The organism is Deltaproteobacteria bacterium (genome assembly GCA_016178705.1).
GTDB lineage: Bacteria > Desulfobacterota > Binatia > HRBIN30 > JACQVA1 > JACOST01.
In genome coordinates this window covers 345,678-372,468 of record JACOST010000030.1, presented here as the reverse complement: position 1 = coordinate 372,468, position 26,791 = coordinate 345,678, and the positions used below count along the sequence as shown (strand labels likewise).

Genomic DNA, 26,791 nt, shown 5'->3' with positions numbered 1-26,791 from the left:
TGCTCCGGGCGGCCGCCAATTGTTGGGTTTATAGCTCGTAGCCCACGATCCAGCGCACGTCGGTTACACGCCCGCTCCCCAGTGAGGATGTCCGAGCGTATCCAAATGAGGTGTTGTCGATCTCGGGCGCTGTCCAGGCGTTCCCGGTGAACGGATTGCGCTGATCCGTCCTTATCCAGTCCCCATAGGCCGTTGGAAACGTACCAAGCGCACTGACGTTCGGGGCTGACCCTGGCGGAATCAAGACGCGGCCCAGAATACCCGAGCTGCTCGTGCGCTTCGCGTTGAGCCACGTTTCGGCGGCATGGATGGCCGGCGCCGGCACCACCCCTAACGGGGCATGTGCGAACGTGCAGTTCGCGGTCGAGTATGACAGCGTCGTTGTGTCACCATCGCTCGGAGGATTCTCGTTGACGCAGGCCGAGAGGGCGGTTGCTGAACACCCATGCGCGGTTCCGGTCGGCGTTTCGCTGCACTGTGGCGGGATCGCATCCAGCGGCAGAACAGGAGCCCAGCGCACGTTGCCTGGCCACGCCGTGCCGTCGTGGATGTCGACATCGTCGAACACAACATCGGGTGTCGCTGATCCGTGAGTGGTGTTGTCGCCAATCACGACACGCGTCAGATTGGTGGTGCCCAAATTGGCGCTGCAGCTCAGCGAGTCCAGCTGCGTGTTATCGTTCGCAAACAGCCGCACGTCGGCAACGCCGTTTACTCCGATACTCATGCGGTGCTCGACTCGGTACCAGGTGGTGCCGTCGACCAGGAGTGTCGCGGTCCCGGTTGCGCACGCCGTGCCCTGGCCGCGGACGAAGAGGTTAAGCTTGTTGTTGGTATCCACTCGCACAGTAGTGGCTTTACCGTTCGCTGCGACTTCGAGCGTTTCGAAGACACCCCCATCCACGCTCGCCAACTTCATCCTGTAAGATACTCGCAACTCTGGGTTGCTGAAGCCACTCTTGACCACAGCGCAGGCCCCGTTGGCTGGGGGATTCCACCGATAACAGCCTGTACCGGTCGCACAGTTGGCGGCACCACTCAGACGCGTGCAAGCAGCAGGACCAGTGACGGATGACGCTTCGATCAGCGCGTCCGTCTCGAACGTAAGCTGGTCGAGATGGCCCTTGTAGGGGGTAGTCGTAGGTGTTGGAGTCGCAGTCGGCGTCGGCGTCCACGTCGGCGTCGGCGTCCACGTGAATGTGTACGTTGGGGGACTCGTGGGCGTGATGGTGCGAGTGTTCGTGGCCGTCGTGGTCGACGTGAAAGTTGGCGTGAAGGTTCCGGTGGGAGTCGGTGTCGCCGTGATCGAACCCGAGCCAAAGTTCCAGCCGGTGTTATTGCCACTGTCGATGCTATTGTTCGCGGTGAAAACAGCGCCCGATGCGGCCGAGTCCTTGATGTCCCAGTAGTTCACCGTCACGGCGCCGGTGCTTGTCTTGACAAGGCTTGCCGCAACGCCAGGGGTGTCCGATCGAAGGGTCGCTGCCCCGTCGCCACAGAGTCCAGCCGGGCATGCGGTGCTGCCGCCGTTGATTGTCGTGGTCGCAGCAGCCGGCAGGGTCAAGCTGGCTCCGGCTCCCAACGAGATCGAATTGAACGAACTGGCCGTCTGATCCGGTGGGAACGTGACGCTTGAACCAGCGGATACGATCATGTCGTAAAAGGCAGGGCCACCAACCAAAGCCGTTGGCGCCTCGATGAAGAGTTTCGACGTTCCGATGTTCCAACCTGTACTGAAGAGGACGGTGGGGAGAGTGGATGATGCGAGGAGGTGAAATTCAGAACTGCCGAGTTGCACGGCTCCGCCCATGAATCTCGCAGTAGAAACCTTGTAGCCGTTAGTGGCGAGGCTGGCACCACTCTCGACATCGATCTGCTGCGAACCCTTCAGGTCGCTCAGAAGCGTGTAGCTGCCAGGAAAGAATGCCGGGCAACCGAGATCGTGGCCCTTCGCGTCAATTGTGGCGACACTCGATTGAAAGAGGAACGAAAGGATAACGTTACCGCCCGGGGTGCAGGCATTGCCAAAGACAACCGTCATTTGCGTTACCTCCGCCAGCGTGAGGTTGCCGCGCACGCCCGACGCCCCGCCGACAAACAGCGTGGGGTTATGCGGCGTCATCCCCGACGCCACCTGGGACCAGTCCATGTCGTGGACCGGGTACGATTGAGAAGAAGCGACCGTCTGCCCGTCCGCAGTGAAGGAAGAGCCGTCGAACCGCACATTGCTGTGCAGATTTGGGGTGCTGTAATTGCCTACGCCCCCTGACGTCGCAGCCCAGTGGGCTGCCTCACCGAACGCCCCACCCCCGCCAGTGGAGCCCGGCACCCAGTAGAGGGGGAAGTAGATGTCTTGAGATAATTCGAACCAACCAGCGCGAAGTGTCGCGTCAATACCTACGGTTAGGTCGGAGCCGGTGCCGCCGTACCACAATGTGCCTGTGTAGGTCGTCGCCGACGTATTGCGAGCAACGTAGCCCACCTCGATGACGATACGATCACCAGGCAAGACGGCGAGATCGGCAGTCATATAGCTGCTGAGCTGAACCACACCGCCCTGAACGCCCAAACCTTGGCCGGTTGTTGGGAACTCGTTACTCGTGTTCTCAACGTAGTCGTTCACGAGCGTGCCCACGTTCGTGTCACAATCGCTTGTCTGTTTGCGGCATACGTAAGCATGAACGTGCCAGTACAGGTCGGCCGCCGCCAGGCTTTCCTTGACGCCGAGTACCCATGAGAGCGTACCGGACTTTAGGATCGGCGTTTGCGTGTCGAGCGGCTCGCCGATCGCACGCAGCAGGGCCACGTCGTAGCCAGCTGTCGTCGCCGTCTCCGCGGCGGCTGTCGTGGCGAACGTCCCTGCCTTCACGGTCGATAGTTTAATGGTGGTTGCATGGTCGGGATCATCCCAAGCACCGCGCAGCCCGGAGGGAGAAGCGTCCGCAGCGGCGTTCTGGACGTATAGACGCGTCGCGGCGATTCCTGGCCTAGCATTGCCCGCAAAGAGAGCGGTCGCCGCAAGTGCGGAGACCAGCCATGCACTCGGTGCCGTGCTCCGGTTCAGGTGTCTCTCAGCCTGCTTGTTCCGCCTGTTGATCATGCGATCTCCCTTCCTTTGGGCGCGTACACGGTGCTGACGTACCGCCGGTACCGGGTCAGATGATGATGCCACAAGGAAGGGGTTAAATTCGTCGTAACAATGTTGCGTTGTGCGTAACAATCGTTGCGAGCTTCCGTCGGGTACCCTCTTGGGCGCGCCCGGGTACCGTAGAGGAAATCAGGCGCAGACGGGGCAGCTCAGAGCGAGTCGCGGATATCCCACATCGCAGGCTGTTCCGGAGCATACGAGCAGAACAAGCCCGTCCTCACGGCGGTGAAGAGATGGCGCCACAGGGGCGTGTGATACAGGTGAATCCCCTTCAACGCCGTCGCGATGTTGTTTCGCACCGCGACGCGCGCGCGACTTGCGGCCGTGGGAATAGATCGGGGCGAGCCCTCGCGGTGATAGCCGCTCGCCGCCGCCAACTGGGCATGGAGTAATTGCATTTCGTGTCCGAGCGAGGTTGTGCGGCCCAGGTCGTGATTCCGCTCGGCGTCGTCAAGTTCTTCGCGCAGCCCCCGCAAACGCTGCCGATACTGCGCGAACGCTTGGGCATCGATCACCGGAATGCTTTGATCGGATAGCGGAACGAGATCTCTGCCAAGGCGGTCACGGGGCGTGGAGGCAATGGAAGCACCGCTCGCTTGTAACCCGGCTTGAGCCACAAGTTGGAGTACGTGCACTTCCTGCAGCGGAGTACGCAACAAGTAGGCAATGTATCCAAGCCCCTTGGTATGTTTCAGTCTTACCGTTCGCCGCTCGAAGGTTACGCTCCAGTAGTCGCCTTCCCGACAAAACGCATGGGCGCCGTCTCCCCACGCTGAACGGTCAGCCCGGAGCGCTCCCTTGCTCGCGACCGCCGTCGCGGTGGGAGCGGGTCCTTGTAGTCGAGGGAGCAGCGCGTGGTAGGTCGCAAGCGCGCGCACGATGAGTCCGCACGCTTTGTCAGCATCGGCTAAGTTGTAGCGTGTCAGTAGGTCGACCGCCTGCGACAGGTGCTGGAGGCCTCGCTCGTACAACAGCGTGGGTGCCGCCGACAATCCGCGCCACGCGCTAGCCTGCGGCGGCGCTGGATCGCCGCTCAGCTCATCGAGAGAGAGTCCATCACTCGACGGGGAAAGCGGGCCGAGCACATCGTGCCGAGCCTGCCCGAAACCTCTCGTGGCCCGGCTCCTCCGGTATGCGCGGTCGGTTGACATGCTGATGGGTCCATAGATGGGAGCCCAGTTCTGTGTCAAGCGCAATTTTATGCAGAAAAATTCTCAAGATAGTTCTACCGCCGCGCTCACACCTTCTTGCGCTTCTTGCCGATGTAGTCGACCAACAGGTACTCGCCGAGATGGTCCGGGCGGGTGTACAACGCGCGACCTTTGTTGATGCGGGTCATGCGTTCGACGAAGGCGCGCAGGCTGGGGCTGTCGTCGAGCATGAACGTGTTGATGGTGATGCCACGCTTGGTGACGCGCTCGACTTCCTTCAGCGTCTCCTGCGCCGCGCGCATGCTGATGCCGCCGAACGACAGCGGCCACTCGCAGTACAAACGCCCGCGCGAGAAGTACGCCGTCGGCTGGCCGTCGGTGATGACGATCACTTGCTGGTTGTTGCTCGGGTGCCGTCGCAGTAAGTCACTCGCCAGCCGTAGGCCGTCCTGCAAGTTGGTGAACGGATCGCCCATGTTCCAACTCGCTTCGGGCAAATCCTTCACCTTCAACTCGATCGCACGGGTGAAGAAGCCGACGATCGCGAAGTAGTCGCGCGGGTAGCGCGAACGCACCAGACTCTCCATCGCCAGGGCGACCTTCTTGGCGGCGGCGAAGCGCCCTTCCCAGCTCATCGACCAGCTCATGTCGAGCAGCAATACGGTCGACGTGGTGGTGGCGTACTGCGTGTCGAAGACTTCGAAGTCGGTTGGTTCGAGAGCCAGCGGCGCGCCCCGTTTGCGCGCCAGCGCCTTCTTCAGCGTGCGCACGAGATCGAGGTTGAGCGGGTCGCCGTAGTGATACAACTTGGTGGCGTCGGGACGCGCGTCGGCCTGGCCGCGATGGTCGACCTGATGACTGCCCGGCCGATCGCGCATGAGACCTTGGAAAATGTCGCGCAGCGCCAACTGTCCGATCCGTCGCACGCCCTTGGGCGACAGCTGCGCGCGACCTTCTTTGCCGGCGAGGTAGCCGGCGTCGCGCAACAGCATGCGCACTTGCTTGAGGGTCTGGAAGTCCTGAAACGCCTGCGGGCCAAGCAGATCGCGCAACTCGTCGAGTGAGACGCGCTCGAAGTCGCCGTCCGACAGCGCCTCTTCGAGTTGCTTGAGCTGGTTCATCTCGCGCATCAGATCGAGCGCATCCTGATACCCGAGCGACTTGGGCCCGTGGAACATATCGCCGTGACGGCGCTGAAAATCCTCCAGCTCGCTGATGTCCTCCAGCTCTTCCAGCAGATTCTCGAAGTCGCCGGCGGCCTGTGAATCCTCGAAGTCGTACGACTTCATCCGCTCGATCGCCTCGCTCAAGCGATGAGGAAGCTGATCGAGGAAGTCACGCTTCACCTGCGCGCGCTCTGGCGGCACCTCGCCGTGCTCGAGCGTGTCGCGTTCGAGATCGACAATCTCGTCGAGGCGCTGGCGCATCTCGTCGAGCGCCGAGTTGAGATTGAAATCGCGATAGCGCTGGCGCATCGCCTCGCGCAATTGTTCGAGGAAGTCGTCGAGGCCGAGGACCTGCATGCCCTCCCAGTCGAAGCCCTGGCGCATCATCCAGTCGAGCGCCTGCTGCACGTCATCGGTGTAGGAGAGGTATTCCGACAGTTTCTCGAACACCTGGTCGGCGGTCAGCTTGATGCGCTGACTCCCATCCCACTCGGTGTAGCGGATCTTCAACATGGCTTGTGGCCGATGGCTGATAGCTGATGGCGGATGGCGGATGGCGGATGGCTCGGATCGAGAGCAGTTTCCGACCATCTGCGACACGCGATCAGCCATCTGCCTGTTTCACGCGCGATACGAATAGCGGCCGCCGTCGCGGTCCTTGTTGAGTTTCTGATGGAGGTGGAGTCCTTCGAGGACCAGTTCAATGGCCGCCGCAATGAAGCCGGGACTCTCGACGCTGCCCAGCGTGCGCACGGCTTCCTGCAAGCCGGGAATCGCGCGCAGCGCATCGAGGTAGTCGGCTGATGGCATGCTGTCGGATACTTCGACTCCCCATCCTTGTTCGAAGTACTCGCTGATCGACTTGAGCTTGTCGATCTGCAGGTACTTGTCGAACACTTTCAGGATGGCGCGGTTGAGCAGTCGATCAATCAGGTCCTCAGCCTTCTTGTCTTCGCCGGCGTACTCCAATTCGATCTTGCCCGAGGTCGATGCGAGCATCGAGTGCAGATCGGTGAGGCGCGGCACGATCTCGCGCTCGTCGACGCGCAACGCGCGCTTCTCAGCATTGCTGAGCACGCTCTCGTAGTTGTTGATGCTCACGCGCACGCTGACGCCGGAGCTTTGATTGATCTCGTTGCAGGCCCGCGCCTCGAAGGTGAGCTGCGCGATAACTTCGAGCATGAACGCCGGCATGCCGAGGGTCCGCTCGACGCGGTCGAGCGGCGGCAGCTCCTGCTGCATGATGGCGATCTCGTCGTCGAGCGTGCGCGGATAGTGGGTACGAATCTGCACGTCGAAGCGATCCTTCAAGGGCGTGATGATGCGGCCGCGGTTGGTGTAGTCCTCAGGGTTGGCGCTGGCGACGATCACGACGTCGACGGGAAGGCGGATCTTGTAACCTTTGATCTGGACGTCCTTCTCTTCCATCAGGTTGAACAATCCGACCTGCACCTTCTCGGTGAGGTCGGGCAGCTCATTGATGGCGAAGATGCCGCGGTTGGTGCGCGGCACCAGGCCGTAGTGAATGGTCTCCTCGTCGGCGAGGTAGCGACCCTCGGCCACCTTGATCGGGTCAATCTCGCCGATGAGATCGGCGATCGACACGTCGGGCGTCGCCAGCTTCTCGGCATAGCGATGATCGGGTCCGATCCACGTGATCTCGAGCGCGTCGCCCTGATCGGCGAGACGACGGCGGCACTCCTTGCAGATCGGATCGAACGGGTTGTCGTTGATCTCGCAACCGCGCACCGCCGGCACGAGCGGATCGAGCAGCCCCGTCAGGGCGCGAATGATGCGCGACTTGGCCTGGCCGCGTTCACCCAGGAACACCATGTGGTGGCCGGCGAGGATGGCGTTTTCGATCTCGGGCACGACCGTATCGTCGAAGCCGATGATGCCCGGCAAGATGCGCTCGCGGCGATTGAGACGGTCGAGTAAGTTGCGTCGCATCTCCGCGCGCACGCCCCGCACCTGATAGCCCGCCGCTCGCAATTCCCCCAGAGTCCGCGCTGTCTGCATCACGCTCACCTTTCGATCACGTCGATCCGTCGAGTTCTGATGATTATAGGGGGGCACTACGCTGCGGGCAACACAGTGCGTGCAGTTAGCCGGTCGACGCGGCCGCCGTCGCGAAGTGCGGTCGGAGACGGTCGTAGGTAGCGAGCAGATGTTCAGGCATGACCCGCACCTCGCCGATCAGCGGCATGAAGTTGGTGTCGCCGACCCAGCGCGGCACCAGGTGCCAGTGCAGGTGATCGGCAACGCCAGCACCCGCCGCGCGGCCGAGGTTGAGGCCGATGTTCATTCCCTCGGGGGCAAACACCTCACGCAACACGCGTGCGGCGCGGCGCACGGTTTCCATCAGCGCGCCGAACTCCACCGCCGAGAATTGATCCAACTCGGCGGTGTGTGCGCGCGGCGCGACCATCAGATGCCCGTTGGCGTAGGGGAAGCGATTGAGCATGACGACACTCGTGGGCGTGGTGGCCAGCACGAGGGCCTGGCGCGCATCCGCGGCAACGGGGTGAGTGCAGAATATGCAGCCGGACTCCTTGGGCCCCGCCACGTACGCCATGCGCCACGGAGCCCAGAGCGTCTCCATCGGCGAACTCAGCCGGTGGCCGAGGTGGGATCGACGGGTTTGCCGTCGACGCGCTGGCGCAGCTCTTTGCCGACCTTGAAAAAGGGGACGCGCTTGGCCGCGACGTTTACGAGGTGACCGGTCTTCGGATTGCGGCCCTGGCGAGCTTGACGCGGCTTGACCACGTAGCTACCAAAACCGCGGATCTCGATGCGATCCCCCCGCCGTAGCGCGTCGGCCATGCTGTCGAACACCGAGTTGACCATCACCTCAGCGTCGCGCCGCGAAAACTGCGGATACTGATTCACGACCTCTTCAATGAGATCGCGCTTCGTCATCGGCGGCTCAGCTCCGATCCTTTGGGACATCGCGGGGCGCATCGCGATCGAGGCGAAGCTCCTCGTTGAGGATGTCCTCGAACGAGAACCGCGCCCCTTCGCTTTCCTTCTTCATGTACGACTCGACCTCTTCGCGCTCTTCGCTGCGGCGCAGCGCTTTGATGCTGAGGCCGATCTTGCGCTCGCGGATGTCGATCTGGGTAACCTCGGCTTCGACTTCCTGCCCGGGCTGGAACATCAGCTGGGGTTTCTCGATGCGCTCGTGGCTTATCTGCGACACGTGGATCAGGCCTTCCAAGCCTTCTTCCAATTCGACGAACAACCCGAAGTCGGTGACGCTGGTGACGCGGCCCTTGATTCGGGTGCCCACCGGATGGCGCTTGCTGATCGTCGACCATGGGTCTTCGGTGATTTGCTTGACGCCGAGCGAAACCCGTTCGTTGTCGACGTCGATGCCGAGCACGACGGCGTCGAGATCGTCGCCCTTCTTGTACAGTTCCGACGGATGCTTGATCTTTTTGGTCCAGTGCAGATCGGAGACATGCACCAAGCCATCGATGCCGTCTTCAATGCCGACGAAGACCCCGAAGTCGGTGACGTTCTTGACCTTGCCTTGAACGTGGCTGCCGATCGGGTGGTTGATGCGCATCATCTCCCACGGATTCGGCTCGGTCTGCTTGAGGCCCAGCGAGATGCGATTGTTCGGCGCGTCGACATCGAGCACGACGACTTCCACCTCTTGCTCCGGTTCGAGCACTTTCGAGGGATGCGCGATGCGCTTGGACCACGACATCTCGGAGACGTGGACGAGGCCTTCGATACCGGGTTCGAGTTCGATGAACGCGCCGTAGTCGGCCAAGCTGACCACCTTACCCTTGACGCGCGCGCCGGCGTAGAATCGCTCGGCGGCCGTCGACCACGGGTCGGGTAGAATCTGCTTCATGCCGAGTGAGACGCGGCCGCGTTCCGGATCGTACTTGAGCACCACCACTTTGACGTGTTCGCCCACCTGCACCACGTCGGACGGTTTGTTGACGCGCCCCCACGACATGTCGGTGACGTGCAGCAAACCATCGATGCCGCCGAGGTCGACGAACGCGCCGTAGTCGGTGATGTTCTTCACCGTGCCTTCGAGCACGATGCCGGGTTCGAGCACCTTGAGCGTTTCCTCTTTCAGTGATTCGCGCTCGCGTTCGAGCACAGCGCGGCGTGACACCACGACGTTGCCGCGCGCGCGGTTGAACTTGAGCACCGCGAAGCGTCCGCGCTGACCGATGTAGCGATCGAGATTACGCGCCGGGCGTATGTCGGTATGCGAACCGGGTAGAAAGGCAGGCACTCCCACATCCACCTTCAACCCGCCCTTCACCTTGCCGACGACTACGCCTTCGACCGCGCCGTTTTTCTCGAACGCCTCTTCGATGTCGTGCCAGACCTTGAACTGCTCCGCTTTGGCGCGCGACAGCACGATGCCGCCCTGCTCGCCTTCGGCGGTGTCAAAGTACACGTCAATCTCGTCGCCCTCTTGCACGCCGACGGTGCCGTCGCGGTCGATGAACTCGCGCAGCGGAATGTGGCCCTCCGACTTGTAGCCGATGTCGACGGTGACCGTGTCCCGCGACACCAGGACAACGCGGCCGCGGACAACACCGCCCGGGCGCACTGAACGCAGGCTCTGCTCGAACAGGCGGCCAAAATCCTCTTGGCCGCCGCCTGCGGCCGCTTTGGTTTGCTGATCCATGTGAAACCTACCCCCTGAATCGGATGTGGTGCAGTGTCCTTATCCCTGACGCCATACAGTTTCAACCCCTTTGCGTACCTTGCGCGCGCCGCGCCAATTCCACCAATTCGTCGACAATGGCCTCGATGCCGCGCCCGGTGCTGTCGATCACGTGCGCATCGTCGGCCGGGCGCAGCGGCGAGTGCGCGCGCGTGCGGTCGCGCGTATCGCGGTCGGCGATCTCGCGCGCCATCGCGTCGACGTCAACGCGCTCACCGCGCGCTTGCAGCTCCGCGGCGCGGCGGCGCGCACGCTCCAGCGGCGACGCATCGAGAAAAACCTTCAGCGGCGCGCTCGGGAAGACCACCGTGCCGATGTCGCGCCCTTCCATGACCACACCGCCGCCGGCGCCGAGCGTGCGTTGCTGCGCGACCAGCCGATCGCGCACTGCCGGCACTGTCGACACCTTGGAGGCGAGTTGCCCGGCGGCCGCGCTGCGAATCAGATCGGAGAGATCGCGGCCGTCAGCGAACGTGCGCACACGATCGCCCGTGGTCTCGAAACGGATGGTGACGGTATCGCACAACGTCGCCAAGACGCTGGCGTCGGTCAACTCGATACTCTGCTCTGCGGCCAGCACGCCGATCACCCGATACATCGCGCCAGTATCGACGTAGCGATAGCCGAGTCGCTGTGCGAGCGTGCGACTCACCGTGCTCTTGCCGGCGCCTGCGGGTCCGTCGATGGCGATCACGATGGGCTTCATCGGCGCAAGCTCTCCAGGCGCGCGAAATAGTCCGGAAAGGTTTTTGCCACGCAAGCCGGATCCGCGATGCGAATGCCGGGCACGCGCAAGCCGATGAGCGCAAAGCTCATGGCGACACGATGGTCGTCGTACGTTTGTACGGTCGCCGGTTGCACCGGCGACGGTTGAATCTCCAACCCGTCGTCGTGTTCGCTCACTGCCACCCCGAGTCGCTGCAACTCGGTGGCCGCGGCGTGCAAGCGATCGCTCTCCTGCAACCGAATGTGGGCGACGTTGCGAATGCGCACGGGCGTGCTGGCGAACGGCGCGATTGCCGCGAGCGTGAGCGCGGTGTCGGAGATCTCGTTCAAGTCAACGTCGACGCCGTGGAGCTGCGTGGGCCCGATCACTTCGATGAACTCGTCGGTGCGCGTCACCGTCGCGCCCATCGTGGCCAACACCTCGACGAAGCGCGCGTCGCCTTGGGTCGAGTGCCGGCCGATGCCGTTCACGCGCACACGCCCGCCGGTTACCGCTGCGGCCGCGAAGAAGTAGTGCGCGCCCAACGCGTCGGGCTCGATCCGGTACGTGCGGCCCCGGTATCGCTGTCCGCTGCGGATGCGGAAACGGAGATCAGCATCGCGCTCCACGGCGACGCCAAAGTCGGCCATCACGCCGAGCGTCATGTCGACGAACGGCCGGGCGATCAACTGGCCGCGCACGGCTATCGTCACGTCGCGCTGCGCGTACGGCGCTGCCATCAATAGCGCCGATAGAAACTGGCTGCTCTTGTCGCCCGCCACCGTGGCGGTGCCGCCGGGCAGTCCCCTCGCGTCGATCACGACCGGCGGGCAGCCGGTGTCGTGCTCGCTGCGGACCCGTGCCCCGAGTTGACTCAGCGCATCGAGTAGATCCTGAATCGGCCGTTCGCGCATGCGGGCGGTGCCATCGAGGCGATAGTGCCCACGGCCGACGCACAAGGCCGCGGTGAGAAAACGCATCGCCGTACCGGCGGCACGCGCGTCCAACACCGCGTTCACTACCGGCCACTGACCGCTGCATCCATCGACGACGAAGCGCAGGGCGGCCGCATCTTCCGCCACCGGCACGCCGAGGGTGCGCCAAGCCGCGGCCATCGCATCGGTATCGTCGCTGAACGATGCGCCGTCGAGAGTCGAACGACCTTCCCCCAGTGCGGCGATCAAGAGGGCGCGGTTGGTCACGCTGCGCGAGCCCGGCACTGCGACCACTGCGTCGGGCGGTTGCGTGAGCGGGCGAATCGCGATGGCGTCGGTCACGCCTTCCACCCGCGTCGCGCCACACGGGCACGCGTCAGCAATTCCGTCAGCGCCGCTTCGTCTCCACGACGGATCGCATCGCGCACCCGATCGACCTCGGCGGTGAAGCCGGTCAGTGCGTGATCGATCGCCTCGCGATTGGCGAACAGAATGTCGCGCCACATGTCGACCGAGCTCGCGGCTACGCGCGTCGCATCACGCAAGCTACCACCGCTGTAGTGCGGGAGGTCGCCACCGGCGGCGGCGATGGCGTTCATGAGGGCAAAGGCGATCACATGCGGCAGGTGGCTCACCGCGGCGAGGACTTCATCGTGGCGCTCCGGTGTCATGCGCGTGACCCGCATGCCGACGCCTTCCCACAGCGCTTGGATGCGGTCGGCGGCGGCGGTGTCAGTGCGCGCCGTTGGCGTCAGGATGCAGAGTTGATCGCGAAACAGATCCGCCGTCGCCGCCGCCGGGCCAGTGTCCTCGGTGCCGGCGATAGGATGGGCGCCGACGACGTGCTGCCCAGCCGCCGCGACCGCTTCCAACTCGCGCACCACGATCGCTTTCACGCTGCCGGCGTCGGTGATGACCGCACCGGTTGCGAGTGTCGGCACACAGGCGCGTGCGACGCCGGCGATGGCGCGCACCGGCACGGCGAGCACGAGCAGATCGGCGCCGCGCGCGGCGTCGGCTGGATCGTTGGTGGCGCGATCGACCAGGCCGCGCTGTTTGGCCTCGGCGAGCGTCTCCGCACGCCGCGCCAGACCGACCACTTCGCCGATCAAACCGGCGCGGCGCGCCGCCAATGCAAGCGATCCGCCGATCAATCCGACGCCGGCAATCGCGGCTCGCTCAAAAAGGCGCGGCACCCGCCCCTCCCGCGCGGAGAACTTTTTCGAGCGCGGTCACGAAGCGCTCGTTCTCCGCTGGCAAGCCGATAGTGACCCGAATTTGGTCAGGCAATCCGTAGAACGCCATTGGCCGCACGATCACACCTTCGCGCAATAGACGCTCGTAAACCCGCGCACCGTTGCCGACGTCGATGAGCAGGAAGTTCGCCCAGCTCGGAACATAGGCGATGCCGAGGCGCTCGCATGCGGCGCGCAAGAAAGCCAAACCCTCGCGATTGGTGCGGCGCGTTGCGGCGACGTGATCGAGATCGTCGAGCGCCGCAAGCGCGCCGACCTGCGCCAGGGTGCCGACGTTGAATGGCTGCCGCACGCGATTGATCAGCTCGATGAGCTCCGGGCGCGCCACCCCATAGCCGATGCGCAGCGCCGCCAGTCCGTAAATCTTCGAGAAGGTACGCAGCACGATGAGCAGACGATCCGAGCCGAGGTCGGCGAGCGAGTCGGGATATTCGGGATCCTCGACGAACTCGGCGTACGCTTCGTCGAGCACGATGACGACGTTGGTCGGCACCGCCGCGAGGAACTCGCGCCACTGCTCGCGAAAGAAGATGGTCCCGGTCGGATTGTTGGGGTTGGCGAGGAACACCAGCCGCGTCGACGGGGTGATGGCCTCGGCGATCGCTTCGAGATCATGCGTGAAGTTGCGCAGCGGCACGATCGTGCTGCGCCCACCGGCGGCTTGCACGACCATGCGATAGATCACGAAGGCCTGATCGGCCATCACCGCGTGCTCGCCGCGGCACAAGACCGTGCGCACGACCAGTTCGATGATTTCGTTCGAGCCGTTGCCGAAGATCAGCGCTTCGGGCGCGACGCCGAGCCGCTGCGCCAGCGCCCGCCGCAGGTAGTGACACCCGCCGTCGGGGTAACGGTGCATCTGCGACAACACCTTCGCCACCGCGGCCACGGCCTTGGGCGAAGGACCGAGCGGATTCTCGTTGGAGGCCAGCTTGATCGAATCGTAGATGCTGTACTCGCGCTCGAGTTCTTCAATCGGCATACCCGGTGGGTATGCTGACAGGCTGCGAATCCAATCGGGCACGAGTTGAGCCAGATCCATAGAGGTACTCGCGCTCCTCCTACTTCGGTTGCCGCGCGGCGATATACGAACCGACCACACGGCAAGTGATCGTTTGCGTTTGCAGCGCGCGCAGTGCCCGCGCGACACGGCGATCGCGGGCATGGCCTTCGAAGTCGAGGAAGAAAAAATATTCCCAGGGCCGGCCGCTCATCGGACGCGACTCGATGCTGGTGAGGTTGACGTGATGGTCGGCGAACGGTTTGAGGAGCGTGAACAACACGCCGGGTTGGTGGCGCACCGAGAACAGCACCGTGGTCTTGTCCTCACCCGTCGGCGCGGCGAGTCCGTCGTGGCCGATGACGAGGAAGCGGGTCAGGTTGGTGGCCTGATCTTGAATGTGTGCGGCCACGACCTTGAGATCGTAGTGCTCCGCCGCCAAGCGTCCGGCGATGGCTGCGGTGCCCGGTTGCTTTGCGGCAATTGCCGCGGCTTTGGCGTTGCTCGATACTTCTTCGAGCGGCACGCTCGGCAGATGGTCCGCGAGCCATTGGCGGCACTGGCCGAACGATTGCGCGTGCGACACAACGCGTCGGATGCCGGCGAGCCGGCCGGCGCGCGACAGCAAGTAGTGATCGATGCGCAACAGCAGCTCGGCCTTGATCGTCAGTGGCGACGACACGAAGCGATCGAGGGTCTGGGCCACCACGCCTTGCGTCGAGTTCTCTACCGGAACCACGCCGTAGTCGGCGCGGCGATGTTCGACTTCATCGAAGACGCCGGGAATCGAATCGGCGGGTTGAAGCGTGGCGCGCGATCCAAACTGCTCAAGCGCAGCCAGGTGCGAGAAGGTGGCCTCGGGTCCGAGGTAGGCTATGCGCAGCGGCTGCTCCATCGCGAGGCAACTGGAGATCACCTCGCGAAAGATGGCGCGGACGCTTTCAGGCGGCAGCGGGCCGCGGTTGCGCCTGGTTAGCCGCTGGTAGATGCGCTTCTCGCGCCCGGGCACGTAGATCGCGTCGTGGCCGCTCGCCCGCTTACGCTCACCCACTTCGACCACCAAACGCGCCCGCTGACTGAGCAGCGCAAGCAATTGGTCGTCGATGTGATCGATTTGCGCCCGCAGTGCATCAAGCCCAGTGGTCTTGCGCGGCAAGAGAGTCCCCCGCGGGCGTTCCCTCAGCAGCACGATGCGCCAATAGCGCCCGTGCCCCGTATGCAGTGAGGAGATGCCCGCTCATGGATTCAGTGGAAGCGTTGGAGTGGTTAGCGTAGCCCGACGGCGATTGCAACCGACGGCATCGCAGCCGCTGACCTTGGCACGCAAAGGCGCGAAGGCGCAACGCGAGCATTCCGCGAGGACAGTCCACTGCTCCGAAGGGCGCTACGCGTGGCGTTCATTCATACCGAGCGATCGGACCAACGCCCTGGCGTCTCTGCGCCCTGGCGACGTTGCGTTGAGTTCTCCTTCTCAGGGATTGGGTTGCGCGGTCTGCCGGTTGCACCATTCTCGAACGAGTTCCACGAAATGATGGCGGGCATGACGCTCGCGCCACGGCTCGTGGCCGCAACGCTCGAGTTCGACGTATTCGAGCTGAGGAATGAATCTGCGGAGGAGATCGCGGGTCGCTGGGCCCGGGTGCGGGTCCACATCTCCGTGGATCATCAGGACTCGCGCGGATATTCGACTGAAGGCGTCTGGCTCGACTCCCTCGCGCTGAAGGCGTAGCGCGTCGTTCCAGGTTTCGACGTGCCCGGCTTCATCGACCCAAGCGCCATCTGCCACGTCGCCGTCCTCTTCGATCAAGTCGTAGGACTCGGCTTTCATATACGCGGCGCCCAGCTCTGCCTGGATGACGTTGCGGTTTGCAGCATTCAGTTCCGACGCGAGTCGATTCTTCAAGGTGGCGATACGTTCCCGTCCCGGCGCTCCCAGGCGCTGATCGAGCGATGCTCGAAAGAGCACGCGGGAGTTTTCATCGTAGGTACCGCATCCAACCAGTACCAGCGCTGAAACGTCCCGCGGATAACGAGCCGCGAAGGAGAGCCCGAGCATCGCTCCCCAGGACGTTCCGATCAGCATCACCGGTCGTGGCGCGACGGCCGAGAGATCATCAACATGACGTGACACGGTCAGAGGAACGCGCCCGGACCTCCGCTGCAGTGGTTCCAAAATTTGGAAATCGTCAGCAATGGCTCGTGCAAGACCGGCAGCCGACCCCGGCGCACCGGGCCCGCCGTGAAGGACTACCACCGGCGGTCCATGTGAGCCGCACCGGCGAACCTGAATGGGCTCCAATTCATCCATCGCTTCTCTCTCGTCCGGCTAGACCTCTTGGCAATGAGCCGCCGACGCGCGGAGGCGAGCGGCCAAGCTCAAGCCGGTCGGCTCGATCGCCTTGATGGGGCGCACCCACCTGCCGCCTCATCGTCCGGTTCCACGGTGATGCTCACGTCCTTCCCCTCAGCGCATCGAGTAAGAACTCGATGCGGTCGTTGCCCCAGAAGCGCTCGCCGTCGACGACGAAGAACGGCACACCGAAGACTCGATCCCCGAGCCCGCCCACGGCGCGCTCCATCAGCGAGTTGCGATACTGCTCGTGATCGAGCCGCTTCACGAAGTCGTCGCGCGCGAGCCCCGCATCACAGGCGCAGTCAGCGAGCACACCGCGGTCGGAGATGTCCCGCCCCTGCGCCCAACACGCCCGGAAGACTCCGTTTCGGTAGGCGCGCTCGGCGCGCTCTTCACGCGCGATGTAGTAGCCGATCGACGCCTCCTCCGCGTTGACTGGTCGTTGGGGTGGAGACGACGTGTACCACGCGAGACCGAGCTTGCGCGCCCAGCGCGCGGCGTCCTCGTACTGATAGCTGTGCTTGTACTCCAGCAGCGTAGCGGCGAACCCCTCGGGCGGCTCGGAGGGCGGTGCGTTGATGGGGATGGGGTCGAGGTCCGCGCCCACGTTCTCGACGAGTACGTCGATTTGCGCGTCGGCCAACGCCGCGAACGGCGACCCGAAGCTGAAGTAGTAGCGGACGACCTTTCGTGCCATGGCGGCTCCTAGAACATGCGGCGACTCGACCGCGATGCGTTCGACGACCAACCGTCCTGGCGATGAGGCGCACGTTCGTTTCGCGTCGGTCTCCATCGCCTGGTTCGGCGTGCTACGCCATACTTCATTGGATACCTGATACCCGCGGTGGCGCGCTGCGGGCCTTGTGCAATCGATGGCGCCGCCGACCACAATCAGTGATCACCGCGTGGTTCGAAGCCGCGGGCGATCAACAGCGCGTTCTCTACTCCCGGCCAACGAGACTCCGCCGATGTTGTCAGGACTGCACCGAGACGAGCACGTTGCGCGATGCCGACGTGGTCGAAGTTCAGGGCACAACCAGCCGGCATGCCGTCGTTGGATGACAGGAGAACCTCCGTCGAAAGACCTCGGATCGTTCGTGTTGCAGGGACGGCGATGATTTCGTTCAGCGTATCGATCACCGCGTCTCTGGTGAGAAGCAGTACAGGCCGGCGCTTATCGGGCGAGGCAAACGTATACCAGCGGATCTCTCCGCGCCGCATCGATCAGCACTCGTTCCAGCCCTCGCCTTCCCAGGCCAGAGGGTTGTCGGCAATCGAGAACTCGTCCGCCGCAGGCGGGGCAGCCTGATACGCGCGAGCGTCCTCGCGGCCACCGCCCGAGGCGGCAGACAACGCGAGCTTGGCGCGGCGCAGTTGCTCATCGTGTGGCAACTTGAGGAGCAACGGCCAAAGATCCTGAGCGGTCAGTGGCGGTTCCATATGTGGAGGATTGCATCGTTTCGCAGCCGCTGCAAACTTTGATTCGGAATCTAGCCGAACGCCGCGGCTCAAGCGCGGCGGCGCACCGGCAGTAAGCCACAATTGAGGAACACCGACGAAGGGAGTAAACCCCCGCCGGCGCCTGCAGCCGCCTTGTTCGGCATAGTCTCTCGTCTCTTCCACCAGCCCCTTGGCGGGCTCAAGTCTCAGTCTTCATCCGAGTAACGGCGTGGCCAAGGAGAGCATAGACCAGCGAGGCATATACGATCACCTTTGCACTCCACATCGATGGTGCAGTTGCGATCTAGAACCGCGCAGGTTCCTCCGTCGCAGATGAGCCCTCCAACACAGTCGGTGTCGTCCTGACATTCACGTTTAGCGTCTCGAAAATTGCAGCGACCAAGAGAACAGATGCGATCACCTTTGCAGTCCGTATCGGTTCTGCATGTCTTCAACTTGGCCGAGGCATGAGATACGCCTTCGATAGAATCAGCCTTCGGATCGCCCGCAGAGTTCGCGCGGTAGGCTACAACGCCGCCGATAATGGCCGCAATAACCGTCGCTGTGGCACTTATGATGGCGACCTTTATCGAAGTACTGTCCGAATCACGGCGTGCCATTGTTGTCGCCTGCTTCTACCGGCCTGAGACCAAGGGCACACACCGTGGCATTGCGCTTCTCGACCGCTTGCCGACAGCAGTCGGAGATTTGCACGTCCTTGAATTTACGCAACCGCTGGTCTCCCTCGCGATGGCGAACACGCTGCGCCTGAGCCGCGCGCGTCTTCTGGCGCGTCGGTCTCCATGCGCTTGATCCTCCGGCAAAGGTCACTCCTTGGCCGGATCGGGACTCGGTAAGTAAGCAGGGCCGGTTTCCGCGTCGGCGGCCACCACGCGAGCCCATACATCGGGATGCTCCTGCTGCACTCTCTTCTTCCCATTCTCAGAAGGAAATGGCCAAAGCTTCACGTACTCACCCCCCTCAAAGCAGTCGCCAGCTTCACGAATGCGATCGTGAATGCAAGACGCCAATTCCGCCCGCAGCCAAAACTCCGATTCGTCGACAGACTTGTACATTGGATATGGCGAACCGTCAGGTGCCCGCTTCACGCGATCGCGTGGACTTTCATACGGGCTGCGGTTCATCGCGTCCATCGAATCGAGCGTTAGCAGGTGAAGAAGAATGACAGCCGCATATTCGAAGCCGCTCTGCTGCCTGTGACTGAGAAGAAACCGCTGGTGGCAGACAGCATTGGCGATGAAATGCGCCGAGTATGAGTTCAGGCGAGTTGGGGGTGTCTCCTTTGGCCTGAATCTTTCTGGGATGTCGGTGTTTAGCCCCTGAACGCCGTCCTTACGGTACTGAAAAACGCTGAAGCGATTGCCGTGCTTGTCTCCTCCCTCGAATTCCCGGAAGGAGTCAAGGTAAATTTCTCTTTCGCAAAGGACCTCGTGAGCAGGTTGGCCGACAAGAATCTGGCCGCCATCCGCGAGGTTCATGATTCGCTCGGCCATATTGATCCCACGGCCCGCCACATTTGGATTACCGTTGATATCGACTAGGAGGTTGTCGATGTTCTGGTTGATGCCAATACGAATGCTGAACTGGCGTTTCGAATCCTTAATACCGCTATTGTGAGTTGCAAGCCCGTTGAGGATGTGTGCGGCCACGCGCAAAGCGGTATCAAACGGTGCCGCTCGAGGGATAGCTATGCAAATCCCATCTCCGGTTGGAAGGAGGATGCAGTCCCCGTCTCCGATGTTTTCCTGTCCCAAGCCCTCGCGTACCAGCTTGTTCAAGCTGCGAATGACATCGACCTGCGCCTCAACGGTGCGCCCCTGCGTAAACCGGACGATGTCCAGATACGCATACTGCACAAGAGTCGAGTAACCTTCCTCCACGTCGATCTCTACTCTCTGCCAGTTCGGGCTAACTACATCTATCCGGACCAATGAAAAGCCTGCCCCACGCCGGGGCTCGCGGGGTATCGGGCTGAACGAGTAACGGATGCACGCGCGGTCTCGTCATGAGTCCGGAGGGTTCGGTTCAACGGCTGGACTCTCGACCCCGCGACCGCCGCGATTCAACGCGTGAGTGTAGATCATCCCTCGATACGCTCCGCGACTCGGGACATACGGTGTAGCACGGTGGCCGAGGAGTTCCCGTACGGTCCGAACCGTAGAGGACCATTGCCATGATCCAGGAAACACCGTCAAGTGTCGCTATCGGCCGCGAGTGCGAATCTACGGCAAGGCTCAACGCCCATAGACAGACACGCAGTTGTTGCTTGCGGATGTGAAGGGCTCTCGGCGCCAACCTCCCCAGCGATCTTTCAAGCGCAGACCGGCGATTCGCGCCATCAGGTCGAGCTCGGCGGGCCATGCATACCGTTGGACGACGGGATTGAACCGGAGGCCGGTGCGCGAGAGCGACACATGGTTCTCCTCGATCATCTGCTTGGCGGCGTCGTGCCGCAGCAGATCGAGTCGAACCTCGTCGACCTCGATCGCTTCCGCATCAACATATTGGTCATTCCGCAAGCGATGGAGGAAGGTAGGCGTGAGCGCCTCGACGACGAAGGAGCCGTCATCGGTGAGATGGGCGGCGACATTCTCGAAGCAGCGCACTTGGTCGTCCTGCGTCAGCAGGTTGAAGAGGCTGTTGAACACAATGAAGATCAATCGATAAGTGCCGGACACCGCAACGTCGGCGAAGTCCCCCATCGTGACAGATATCTGGTCGCCGCCCGGCTTGGCGCGCAGCCTGGCGACCATGTGGGGTGAGATGTCGATCCCATCGACGCGAATGCCCCGTGCAGCTAAGGGCAAAGCGATGCGACCGGTGCCAATCGCGAGTTCCAAAGTAGGTCCGTTCGCGGCCAGTGACTCAAGGAATGCCACGGCGGCGTCCTCATCCCCGCGTTGGGCGAGGACATCGTAGACCTCTGCATTCTCCGCGTCGAAACTCCTGACTGGTTTGTAGTCCTTCATGGCGAGAGGCTATCCATACTTCATCCCCGTAGTCCGCGGGCCACGCCGCCTCATCCCAGTGCGGGCGGGATGGCGGGGGTGACACCGTGCGGCGTGATGATTGGCGTGGCAACGCGACGCGCCTGACGGCCGAGGAGCAGGTAGCCGGGCGCGCTGAGCGCCAGCACAACGGACGAGACGAGCCATGCGGCGGGAATGCCGGACTCGCGCGCGATCCATCCGATGCACACCAAGCCAATCGCGCCGCCGAGGGTGAAGCTCATCGATCGCACCGACAGCACGGTGGCGCGCTGTTCGGGCGCGATGTGTTCGTTCATCCACGCTTGCACCAGCGGCTCGCTGACGCCGAAGCCCATCTCGATCAGCAGCAGTCCGGCCACCACCGGGTACACGGAGGTCGCCAGCGCGGCGATGGCTAGCATGACGCCGCGCCACAAGGTCATCGCGCACAACACATACTCGCGCGCGAATTGATCCAGCATCCGCGGGATCACCGCGCTGCCGATCACCGCGGCGACGTTGAGCAGCGCCCAGATCCAACCGATCACCCACACCTCTTGTCCGCTCACCGCCTTGACGCGCGGCGCCCACAGTTGATGCGCCGGCATCACGCCGAAGGCGATGGTCACGGTCAGGATGCACATGGTCAGCAACACCGGCGTTTGGCGCACTGCCGCGAGCCCGCCGTTCATGGTGCGCAGGAACGAGGGGCGTGCACCAACCTGCTGCGCGCGCGGCGGCTCGCGCATGAACACGAGGGCCAACACTCCCGTTACGCCAAATCCCGCCGCCCCGACCAGCCATGGCAAAGCCATGTTGTAGGTGGCGATGTAGCCGCTGACCAGGCCGCTGCCGATCATCAAGCTGCGCGACAACATCTGCGCGCGCGCGAAGAACCTATCCGCCGGTTGTCCGCCTTCCGCCTGCATGCTGTCGACCGCCCAGGCGTCGAGCGCGCCGTTGGCGAGCGTCGTGCCGATCGCATCGACGAACTCCGCGATCAGGCAGTCGGTGAAACTCTGGGCGAAGTAGTACATCACGAACGCGCCCGTCCGGACTGCGCAGCTCAACAGGAACGACACCTTGCGGCCGGCGAGGTCGGCGATAGCGCCGGTCGGCACATCGAAGAGGAAGGAGACGATAAAGTAGGTCGCCAGCACCACGTTGATCTGAAACAGATCGAGCCCGCGACTAAGCAGAAACAACGCGTACATCGGGCCGAGAAACGACCACGACATGCTGTACCAGCCGAAGATCAGATAGTAGGTGCGCTCGGTGCGGGTCATGGTCATGGGTTTGGGACGGGTTGGGAACGCTCCTTCGTAACCCGCATCGGGGTCGGGACACAATCGTTGGTCGACGTTTGTTGAACGGCGCATGGCTGTGGTTGACTGCGGCGATGGATGCCGACGCACTCCGGATCAACGGACGGATCGCCATCCCGCTGCGCGAGATCGAGTTGACCTATGCGCGCAGCGGCGGGCCGGGCGGCCAGAACGTCAACAAGGTTTCTTCGAAAGCGGTGCTGCGGTTCGCGCTGCGCACTTCGCCGTCGATCCCCGAAGCGATGCGGGCGCGCATGCTGGCGAAGCTCGCATCGCGTCTGACGCGCGACGGCGAGTTGGTGCTGTCGAGCAGCGCCTATCGCGATCAGCCGCGCAATCGCGAGGCCGTGCTCGAACGACTGCGGCAGTTGCTCGCGGCCGCTGCACACATCGAGAAGAAGCGGCGACCGACCAAGCCGTCGGCGGGTGCGCGCGAGCGTCGGTTGAGCGAGAAGAAGGCCCGCAGCAAACTGAAGCAGGCGCGTACGAGCGCGCGTAACGACGAGTGAGCCGCAGGGCACACGCTAACGCACCTGCGCGGCTGCGCTGCGGCGCGCCGGCACAACTCTGACTCGGCCTCGCCACCGCCGTCGCACAAACATCGCTCGGCACGCGCGCGATGTGGCGCACCGCACCACCGCGAATCGGTACGAAAGCTGCTCACTTCAGAGGGCCAGGAAGGGCCTCGAAGCGCATGCTGCCCAGCGATCATTGGAGATGTGGGAAGCTTGGTCGAGCCACCGCACTGCTCGTGCTGCTGGCCGTGGGCTTCGCCGTGGCGCATGCAACGCCCGCGCACGCCGATGCGCCGGTGTACGGCGACGCGCTGGTCACCCCGTGGCAGGATTGGTCGTGGGGCGGCATCACCAACGACTTCAGTCACACCACCCCGGTCCACGGCGGTGCGCGTTCCCTCGCCGTTACCTACACTGGCGCGTGGAGTGGCTTGCAGCTCGGCCGGCTCGATTGGCTCGATCTCACCGGCACCGACACCTTTCGCTTCTATATCCACGGCGGCAGCAGCGGCGGGCAACAGATCGAGGTCGAATTCGGTGACAACCAGAGCGGCGCAACCGTCAGGCAATCGGTAACGCCGACCGCCGGCACCTGGACGCGTGTCGACGTGCCGATTTGGGGCCTGGGCGCACCACTACAAGTCAACTACATTCACTGGTTCAACAACACCGCCGGGGCGCAGGCGACATTCTACCTCGATGACATCGCCTTCGTTGCAACCGGTGCCGCGACACCGACGGCAATTCCGCCCGGCGCGGGTCCGGCGCTGAGCGTCGATGGCGCCAGCGGCCGGCACGCCATTAGTCCGCTCATCTATGGAATGAACTTCGCCGACGAAGCGCTCGCCAGCGAGGTGCGCCTGCCGGTGCGACGCTGGGGCGGCAATTCGACCACGCGCTACAATTGGCAAACCGATACCACCAACCACGCCAGCGATTGGTATTTCGAAAACATTCCCGAAGACAACGCCAACCCCGCCGCATTGCCCGATGGATCGAGCAGCGATCAGTTCGTCGAACAAGACCGACGCACCGGCACGGCGACGATCATGACCATCCCGTTGATCGGCTGGACGCCGAAGGCACGCGCCCGCGCGTGCGGTTTCAGCGTGGCGAAGTACGGTGCGCAACAGTCGACCGATCCGTGGGCGAGCGATTGCGGCAACGGGGTACGCGCGAACGGCGCTGAGATCACAGGCAACGATCCGACCGACACCAGCAGCGCGATCGCGCCGGCGTTTGTGCAGAACTGGATCACGCACCTCAGCGGCAAGTACGGCAGCGCCGCCGCGGGCGGCGTGCGCTTCTACAATCTCGACAATGAGCCGATGCTGTGGCCCGACACGCACCGCGACGTGCATCCGGCGCCCACCAGCTACGACGAGATGCGCGATCGTACCTACGCCTACGCCGCTGCGGTGAAGGCCATCGATCCGGTCGCGCAGACCCTCGGGCCGGTGGTGTGGGGTTGGACGGCGTACTTCTGGTCGGCGCTCGATTGGTCGGCGGGTGGCGCCTGGTGGAACAACCCGCAGGATCGTCTGGCGCACGGCAACGTGCCGTTCGTCGAATGGTACCTGCAGCAGATGCGCGCGTACGAGCAAGCGCACGGCGTCCGCATCCTCGACTATCTCGATGTGCACAATTACCCGCAAGCGACGGGTGTGACGCTGTCGCCCGCGGGTGATGCGGCGACGCAATCACTGCGGCTGCGCTCGACCCGCTCGCTGTGGGACTCGACCTACGTCGACGAGAGCTGGATCGGCGAAGCGGTGAACCTGATCCCGCGCCTGCACCAATGGATCGACGCCGACTATCCCGGCACTCGGCTCGCCGTCACCGAATACAACTGGGGCGCGCTCGATCACATCAACGGCGCGCTGGCGCAGGCCGACGTGCTCGGCATCTTCGGCCGCGAAGGCTTGGATCTCGCGACGCTGTGGGATCCGCCCAGCGCGAATCAGCCCGGCGCGTTCGCCTTCCGCATGTTCCGCAACTACGACGGTGTTGGCGGTGAGTTCGGTGACGTTGGGATCCAAGCGCGCAGCGACGATCAGGAGCGGCTGGCGATCTATGCGGCGCAACGCAGCGGGGATGGCGCGCTGACCGTGATGGTCATCAATAAAACAAACCAACCGCTCACCGATGATGCGGCGCTGGCGAACCTCGTCACGGCAGGGCGCGCCGAAGTCTATCGCTATAGCAGCAACAATCTCGGCGCGATCGAGCGACTCGCCGATCTGACAGTCGTCGCCGGTGACATCAGCACAACCTTCGCGTCGAACTCGATCACGTTGCTGGTGGTGGCGAGCGGTGGGACGCCGATTCCGCCGCCGGCCACCAGCACCCCGACGCCGACGCACACACCCACAGATCCACCGACCGCCACAACCACGCGGGCGCCAAGTCAGACGGCGACCGCTACCGCAACGCGTGTGTCCACGCGGACGCCGACGCGCACGGTGACGCGGCGACCGACGATCACGCCGACCAAGACGGCCACGCGGCGGCCGACTCCAACGCGGACCGCGACGCGTCGGCCCACGCGGACGCCGACGCGCACGGTGACCCGCACCCGTACGTCCACCACCACGCCGACCGCGACGCGACGGCCGACGCGCACAGCGACACCACGCTAAAGATTGAGCACGCGCGAATGACTCGGGATATTCGTACGAGGTAGCGCGGGAGAAGCAACATGCGCATGCGCGACATGATCACTAGCGGCGTGTTTCTCGCGGTAGTCGCCGTTCACTTCAGTCTGCAGTGGTATGGATGGAAGCTTCACATCCATGAGGCCCCGTTCTCCGTGCAGGCGCTCGAGGCAACCGGCGACAGCTTGTGGGACCTGTGTTCGCTGCCGCTGTTTGCGCTGATCTCGCGGCGCTTGCAGAACCTCTATTTCACCGAGGTGCTGCTCGCCAACAGTGCGCTGTGGGGCATCGCCGGGGCGTGGAGCGCGTACGTGCTGTTGCGTCTCACGAAGATCGGCAAGCGCCGCGCGCGCCGGTTGCCGGTGCCCGTGACGAAGTCCGAGCCCGTGCGCATCGGCGCCGACCGGCTGCTGGAATTAAAGAAGCTGCGCGATCAAGGCCTCATCACAACCGAGGAATTCCAGCGCAAGCGCGAAACCATCCTGACCCACGTGTGAGCGCCGCGTGTTGCGGCGGCGCCCCGCTACTGCTGCCAGCTGTCGCGCGGCAGGCAATACAGACTCGCGTTCATGCTGTGGCCCGCGCCGGCTTCGAAACATTTTTGCGGTGAGGGCCAGCCATTCATCACATAGATATGCTCGTCGGCTTGGTGGCGAACCACGACGACGATCTGTTCGAGCGGATCGTAGCGCTCGACGAAACGCGCGTAGCTGGCCGGCAACGCGCCACTGGCGTACGCGACATCTGCACACTCGGCGGCCAGACTGACCACGACCGCGCCGCAGCCATGGGTCTGGTAGCCACGCCAGGCGACGGCCGCGAGAAACTGCCAGTTCGAGAAGATCGCATCCGTGTCGCAGTGCGCATGGTTGCAGCGCACCTGGTCGTCGCGACGATCGGCTACGACCGCCGCACCTGAATGCTTGGTGTGAATTTCAACGGCCACGGCTCTTTCTCCTTCCACATTGTCTGGTGGCGACCACCTGCGTGATTTGATTTCCGCGCATGCGCAACACGCTCAGCCGGCGCACCATGTCGTCCGCTGCGCCAGCCTCTGCCGACTCTTCGCCTGCGGCGGAGGTGACTGAGCGCAGCAGGGTGCGCCGCAGATAGGGCGCGCTGAGCCCAAGAACGTCACAGATGCTCTCGAACGAGAACGGCCAGCTACGAACCGTCGACATCATCCAACGCCTCGCCTCCGAGGCCAGCCGAGCGCGTTCCTGCGGCTGACCGACGCGCCCGCGCATACACATGATCGCGTCCAGCAAGACGGCCCGCATCAATCCACGGACACCTTCGCCGCCGCCCGCATCCTTGTCCGGCAGCCCGGTATCGAAGTCGGCTCCTCTTCGCGCGGCACGCATGGTCGATCCTTCTCTCTGCACAGGTCGTTGTTGGTGGTGAGTTGCTGGGACTTCGCTGGCTTCACCGCAGTGCAACGCTGGGCTGCTCA

General features: G+C 63.6%; 23 protein-coding genes and 1 pseudogene. 3 read left to right on the top strand and 21 right to left on the bottom strand.

Annotation, left to right across the window (positions count from 1 at the left end; all coding sequences use genetic code 11):
- Positions 1–28: 28 nt before the first annotated feature.
- The 19 genes from HYR72_22680 to HYR72_22590 form a co-directional block, all read right to left on the bottom strand.
- Positions 29–2,869, bottom strand: coding sequence for a hypothetical protein (locus HYR72_22680; protein ID MBI1817792.1), 2,841 nt, complete (start codon positions 2,867–2,869; stop codon positions 29–31).
- A gap of 428 nt (positions 2,870–3,297) precedes the next feature.
- Positions 3,298–4,026, bottom strand: a complete 729-nt coding sequence (locus tag HYR72_22675; protein MBI1817791.1) for a hypothetical protein — start codon at positions 4,024–4,026, stop codon at positions 3,298–3,300.
- A 359-nt stretch (positions 4,027–4,385) separates the two neighbouring features.
- A complete protein-coding gene (locus HYR72_22670) occupies positions 4,386–5,978 on the bottom strand; it encodes a VWA domain-containing protein (GenBank protein ID MBI1817790.1) in 1,593 nt (530 codons plus the stop codon).
- Positions 5,979–6,086: 108 nt separating this feature from the next.
- Positions 6,087–7,484: a sigma 54-interacting transcriptional regulator gene (locus HYR72_22665; GenBank protein MBI1817789.1), complete on the bottom strand. Its 1,398-nt coding sequence runs from the start codon at positions 7,482–7,484 to the stop codon at positions 6,087–6,089.
- 85 nt (positions 7,485–7,569) lie between these two features.
- On the bottom strand, positions 7,570–8,067 hold the full coding sequence (locus HYR72_22660) for an HIT domain-containing protein (GenBank protein ID MBI1817788.1): 498 nt from the start codon (positions 8,065–8,067) through the stop codon (positions 7,570–7,572).
- Positions 8,068–8,075: 8 nt separating this feature from the next.
- Positions 8,076–8,384, bottom strand: a complete 309-nt coding sequence (locus tag HYR72_22655) for an integration host factor subunit beta (protein MBI1817787.1) — start codon at positions 8,382–8,384, stop codon at positions 8,076–8,078.
- Positions 8,385–8,391: 7 nt separating this feature from the next.
- Positions 8,392–10,125, bottom strand: a complete 1,734-nt coding sequence (locus tag HYR72_22650) for a 30S ribosomal protein S1 (GenBank protein ID MBI1817786.1) — start codon at positions 10,123–10,125, stop codon at positions 8,392–8,394.
- Positions 10,126–10,186: 61 nt separating this feature from the next.
- Positions 10,187–10,870 (bottom strand): (d)CMP kinase, encoded by a 684-nt coding sequence (locus HYR72_22645; GenBank protein ID MBI1817785.1) that lies wholly within the window; start codon positions 10,868–10,870, stop codon positions 10,187–10,189.
- On the bottom strand, positions 10,867–12,147 hold the full coding sequence (gene aroA / locus HYR72_22640; protein ID MBI1817784.1) for a 3-phosphoshikimate 1-carboxyvinyltransferase: 1,281 nt from the start codon (positions 12,145–12,147) through the stop codon (positions 10,867–10,869). Before aroA ends, HYR72_22645 begins: the two co-directional genes overlap by 4 nt.
- Positions 12,144–13,001 (bottom strand): prephenate dehydrogenase/arogenate dehydrogenase family protein, encoded by an 858-nt coding sequence (locus HYR72_22635; GenBank protein ID MBI1817783.1) that lies wholly within the window; start codon positions 12,999–13,001, stop codon positions 12,144–12,146. Before HYR72_22635 ends, aroA begins: the two co-directional genes overlap by 4 nt.
- A complete protein-coding gene (locus HYR72_22630; GenBank protein MBI1817782.1) occupies positions 12,985–14,103 on the bottom strand; it encodes a histidinol-phosphate transaminase in 1,119 nt (372 codons plus the stop codon). Before HYR72_22630 ends, HYR72_22635 begins: the two co-directional genes overlap by 17 nt.
- Before the next feature lie 19 nt (positions 14,104–14,122).
- Positions 14,123–15,217 (bottom strand): prephenate dehydratase, encoded by a 1,095-nt coding sequence (gene pheA / locus HYR72_22625; protein ID MBI1817781.1) that lies wholly within the window; start codon positions 15,215–15,217, stop codon positions 14,123–14,125.
- A gap of 315 nt (positions 15,218–15,532) precedes the next feature.
- The gene (locus tag HYR72_22620) at positions 15,533–16,369 is read right to left on the bottom strand and encodes an alpha/beta hydrolase (GenBank protein MBI1817780.1); all 837 of its coding nucleotides are present in this window, start codon (positions 16,367–16,369) and stop codon (positions 15,533–15,535) included.
- 142 nt (positions 16,370–16,511) lie between these two features.
- Positions 16,512–17,111: a DsbA family protein gene (locus HYR72_22615; GenBank protein ID MBI1817779.1), complete on the bottom strand. Its 600-nt coding sequence runs from the start codon at positions 17,109–17,111 to the stop codon at positions 16,512–16,514.
- A gap of 194 nt (positions 17,112–17,305) precedes the next feature.
- Entirely contained in the window at positions 17,306–17,635 is a 330-nt protein-coding gene (locus HYR72_22610; protein MBI1817778.1) for a type II toxin-antitoxin system PemK/MazF family toxin, read from the bottom strand.
- Positions 17,636–17,638: 3 nt separating this feature from the next.
- Positions 17,639–17,854 (bottom strand): hypothetical protein, encoded by a 216-nt coding sequence (locus tag HYR72_22605; protein ID MBI1817777.1) that lies wholly within the window; start codon positions 17,852–17,854, stop codon positions 17,639–17,641.
- Positions 17,855–18,681: 827 nt separating this feature from the next.
- Entirely contained in the window at positions 18,682–19,755 is a 1,074-nt protein-coding gene (locus HYR72_22600) for a hypothetical protein (GenBank protein MBI1817776.1), read from the bottom strand.
- A 354-nt stretch (positions 19,756–20,109) separates the two neighbouring features.
- Positions 20,110–20,844, bottom strand: coding sequence for a class I SAM-dependent methyltransferase (locus tag HYR72_22595; GenBank protein MBI1817775.1), 735 nt, complete (start codon positions 20,842–20,844; stop codon positions 20,110–20,112).
- 50 nt (positions 20,845–20,894) lie between these two features.
- Positions 20,895–22,223 carry an MFS transporter gene (locus HYR72_22590; protein MBI1817774.1) on the bottom strand — a complete coding sequence of 443 codons (1,329 nt, stop codon included), beginning with the start codon at positions 22,221–22,223 and terminating at the stop codon, positions 20,895–20,897.
- Positions 22,224–22,243: 20 nt separating this feature from the next.
- Here HYR72_22590 and arfB point away from each other — a divergent pair, with 20 nt between their 5' ends.
- The 3 genes and pseudogenes from arfB (at position 22,244) to HYR72_22575 (ending at position 25,835) form a co-directional block, all read left to right on the top strand.
- Positions 22,244–22,678, top strand: a complete 435-nt coding sequence (arfB, locus tag HYR72_22585; GenBank protein MBI1817773.1) for an aminoacyl-tRNA hydrolase — start codon at positions 22,244–22,246, stop codon at positions 22,676–22,678.
- 827 nt (positions 22,679–23,505) lie between these two features.
- A pseudogene (locus tag HYR72_22580) lies at positions 23,506–25,044 on the top strand (glycoside hydrolase family 44 protein).
- A 344-nt stretch (positions 25,045–25,388) separates the two neighbouring features.
- Complete coding sequence (locus HYR72_22575; GenBank protein MBI1817772.1) at positions 25,389–25,835, top strand: SHOCT domain-containing protein; 447 nt, start codon at positions 25,389–25,391, stop codon at positions 25,833–25,835.
- Between the two features lie 26 nt (positions 25,836–25,861).
- Here the strand turns inward: HYR72_22575 and HYR72_22570 are convergent, their stop codons facing one another.
- Both HYR72_22570 and HYR72_22565 read right to left on the bottom strand, forming a co-directional pair.
- Positions 25,862–26,284: a hypothetical protein gene (locus tag HYR72_22570; protein ID MBI1817771.1), complete on the bottom strand. Its 423-nt coding sequence runs from the start codon at positions 26,282–26,284 to the stop codon at positions 25,862–25,864.
- Positions 26,274–26,702, bottom strand: coding sequence for a hypothetical protein (locus HYR72_22565; protein ID MBI1817770.1), 429 nt, complete (start codon positions 26,700–26,702; stop codon positions 26,274–26,276). Before HYR72_22565 ends, HYR72_22570 begins: the two co-directional genes overlap by 11 nt.
- Between the last annotated feature and the right edge of the window lie 89 nt (positions 26,703–26,791).

Excerpts from the sequence above, each read along its gene's own strand:
- HYR72_22630 (MBI1817782.1), bottom strand. The coding sequence starts at position 14,103 with ATGGATCTGGCTCAACTCGTGCCCGATTGGATTCGCAGCCTGTCAGCA.
- HYR72_22620 (MBI1817780.1), bottom strand. The coding sequence starts at position 16,369 with ATGGATGAATTGGAGCCCATTCAGGTTCGCCGGTGCGGCTCACATGGA.
- HYR72_22645 (MBI1817785.1), bottom strand. The coding sequence starts at position 10,870 with ATGAAGCCCATCGTGATCGCCATCGACGGACCCGCAGGCGCCGGCAAG.
- HYR72_22660 (MBI1817788.1), bottom strand. The coding sequence starts at position 8,067 with ATGGAGACGCTCTGGGCTCCGTGGCGCATGGCGTACGTGGCGGGGCCC.
- HYR72_22665 (MBI1817789.1), bottom strand. The coding sequence starts at position 7,484 with ATGCAGACAGCGCGGACTCTGGGGGAATTGCGAGCGGCGGGCTATCAG.
- HYR72_22650 (MBI1817786.1), bottom strand. The coding sequence starts at position 10,125 with ATGGATCAGCAAACCAAAGCGGCCGCAGGCGGCGGCCAAGAGGATTTT.
- HYR72_22565 (MBI1817770.1), bottom strand. The coding sequence starts at position 26,702 with ATGCGTGCCGCGCGAAGAGGAGCCGACTTCGATACCGGGCTGCCGGAC.
- HYR72_22595 (MBI1817775.1), bottom strand. The coding sequence starts at position 20,844 with ATGAAGGACTACAAACCAGTCAGGAGTTTCGACGCGGAGAATGCAGAG.
- HYR72_22610 (MBI1817778.1), bottom strand. The coding sequence starts at position 17,635 with ATGCGGCGCGGAGAGATCCGCTGGTATACGTTTGCCTCGCCCGATAAG.
- HYR72_22605 (MBI1817777.1), bottom strand. The coding sequence starts at position 17,854 with ATGGAACCGCCACTGACCGCTCAGGATCTTTGGCCGTTGCTCCTCAAG.
- HYR72_22615 (MBI1817779.1), bottom strand. The coding sequence starts at position 17,111 with ATGGCACGAAAGGTCGTCCGCTACTACTTCAGCTTCGGGTCGCCGTTC.
- HYR72_22590 (MBI1817774.1), bottom strand. The coding sequence starts at position 22,223 with ATGCGCCGTTCAACAAACGTCGACCAACGATTGTGTCCCGACCCCGAT.
- HYR72_22655 (MBI1817787.1), bottom strand. The coding sequence starts at position 8,384 with ATGACGAAGCGCGATCTCATTGAAGAGGTCGTGAATCAGTATCCGCAG.
- HYR72_22575 (MBI1817772.1), top strand. The coding sequence starts at position 25,389 with ATGCGCGACATGATCACTAGCGGCGTGTTTCTCGCGGTAGTCGCCGTT.
- HYR72_22670 (MBI1817790.1), bottom strand. The coding sequence starts at position 5,978 with ATGTTGAAGATCCGCTACACCGAGTGGGATGGGAGTCAGCGCATCAAG.
- arfB (MBI1817773.1), top strand. The coding sequence starts at position 22,244 with ATGGATGCCGACGCACTCCGGATCAACGGACGGATCGCCATCCCGCTG.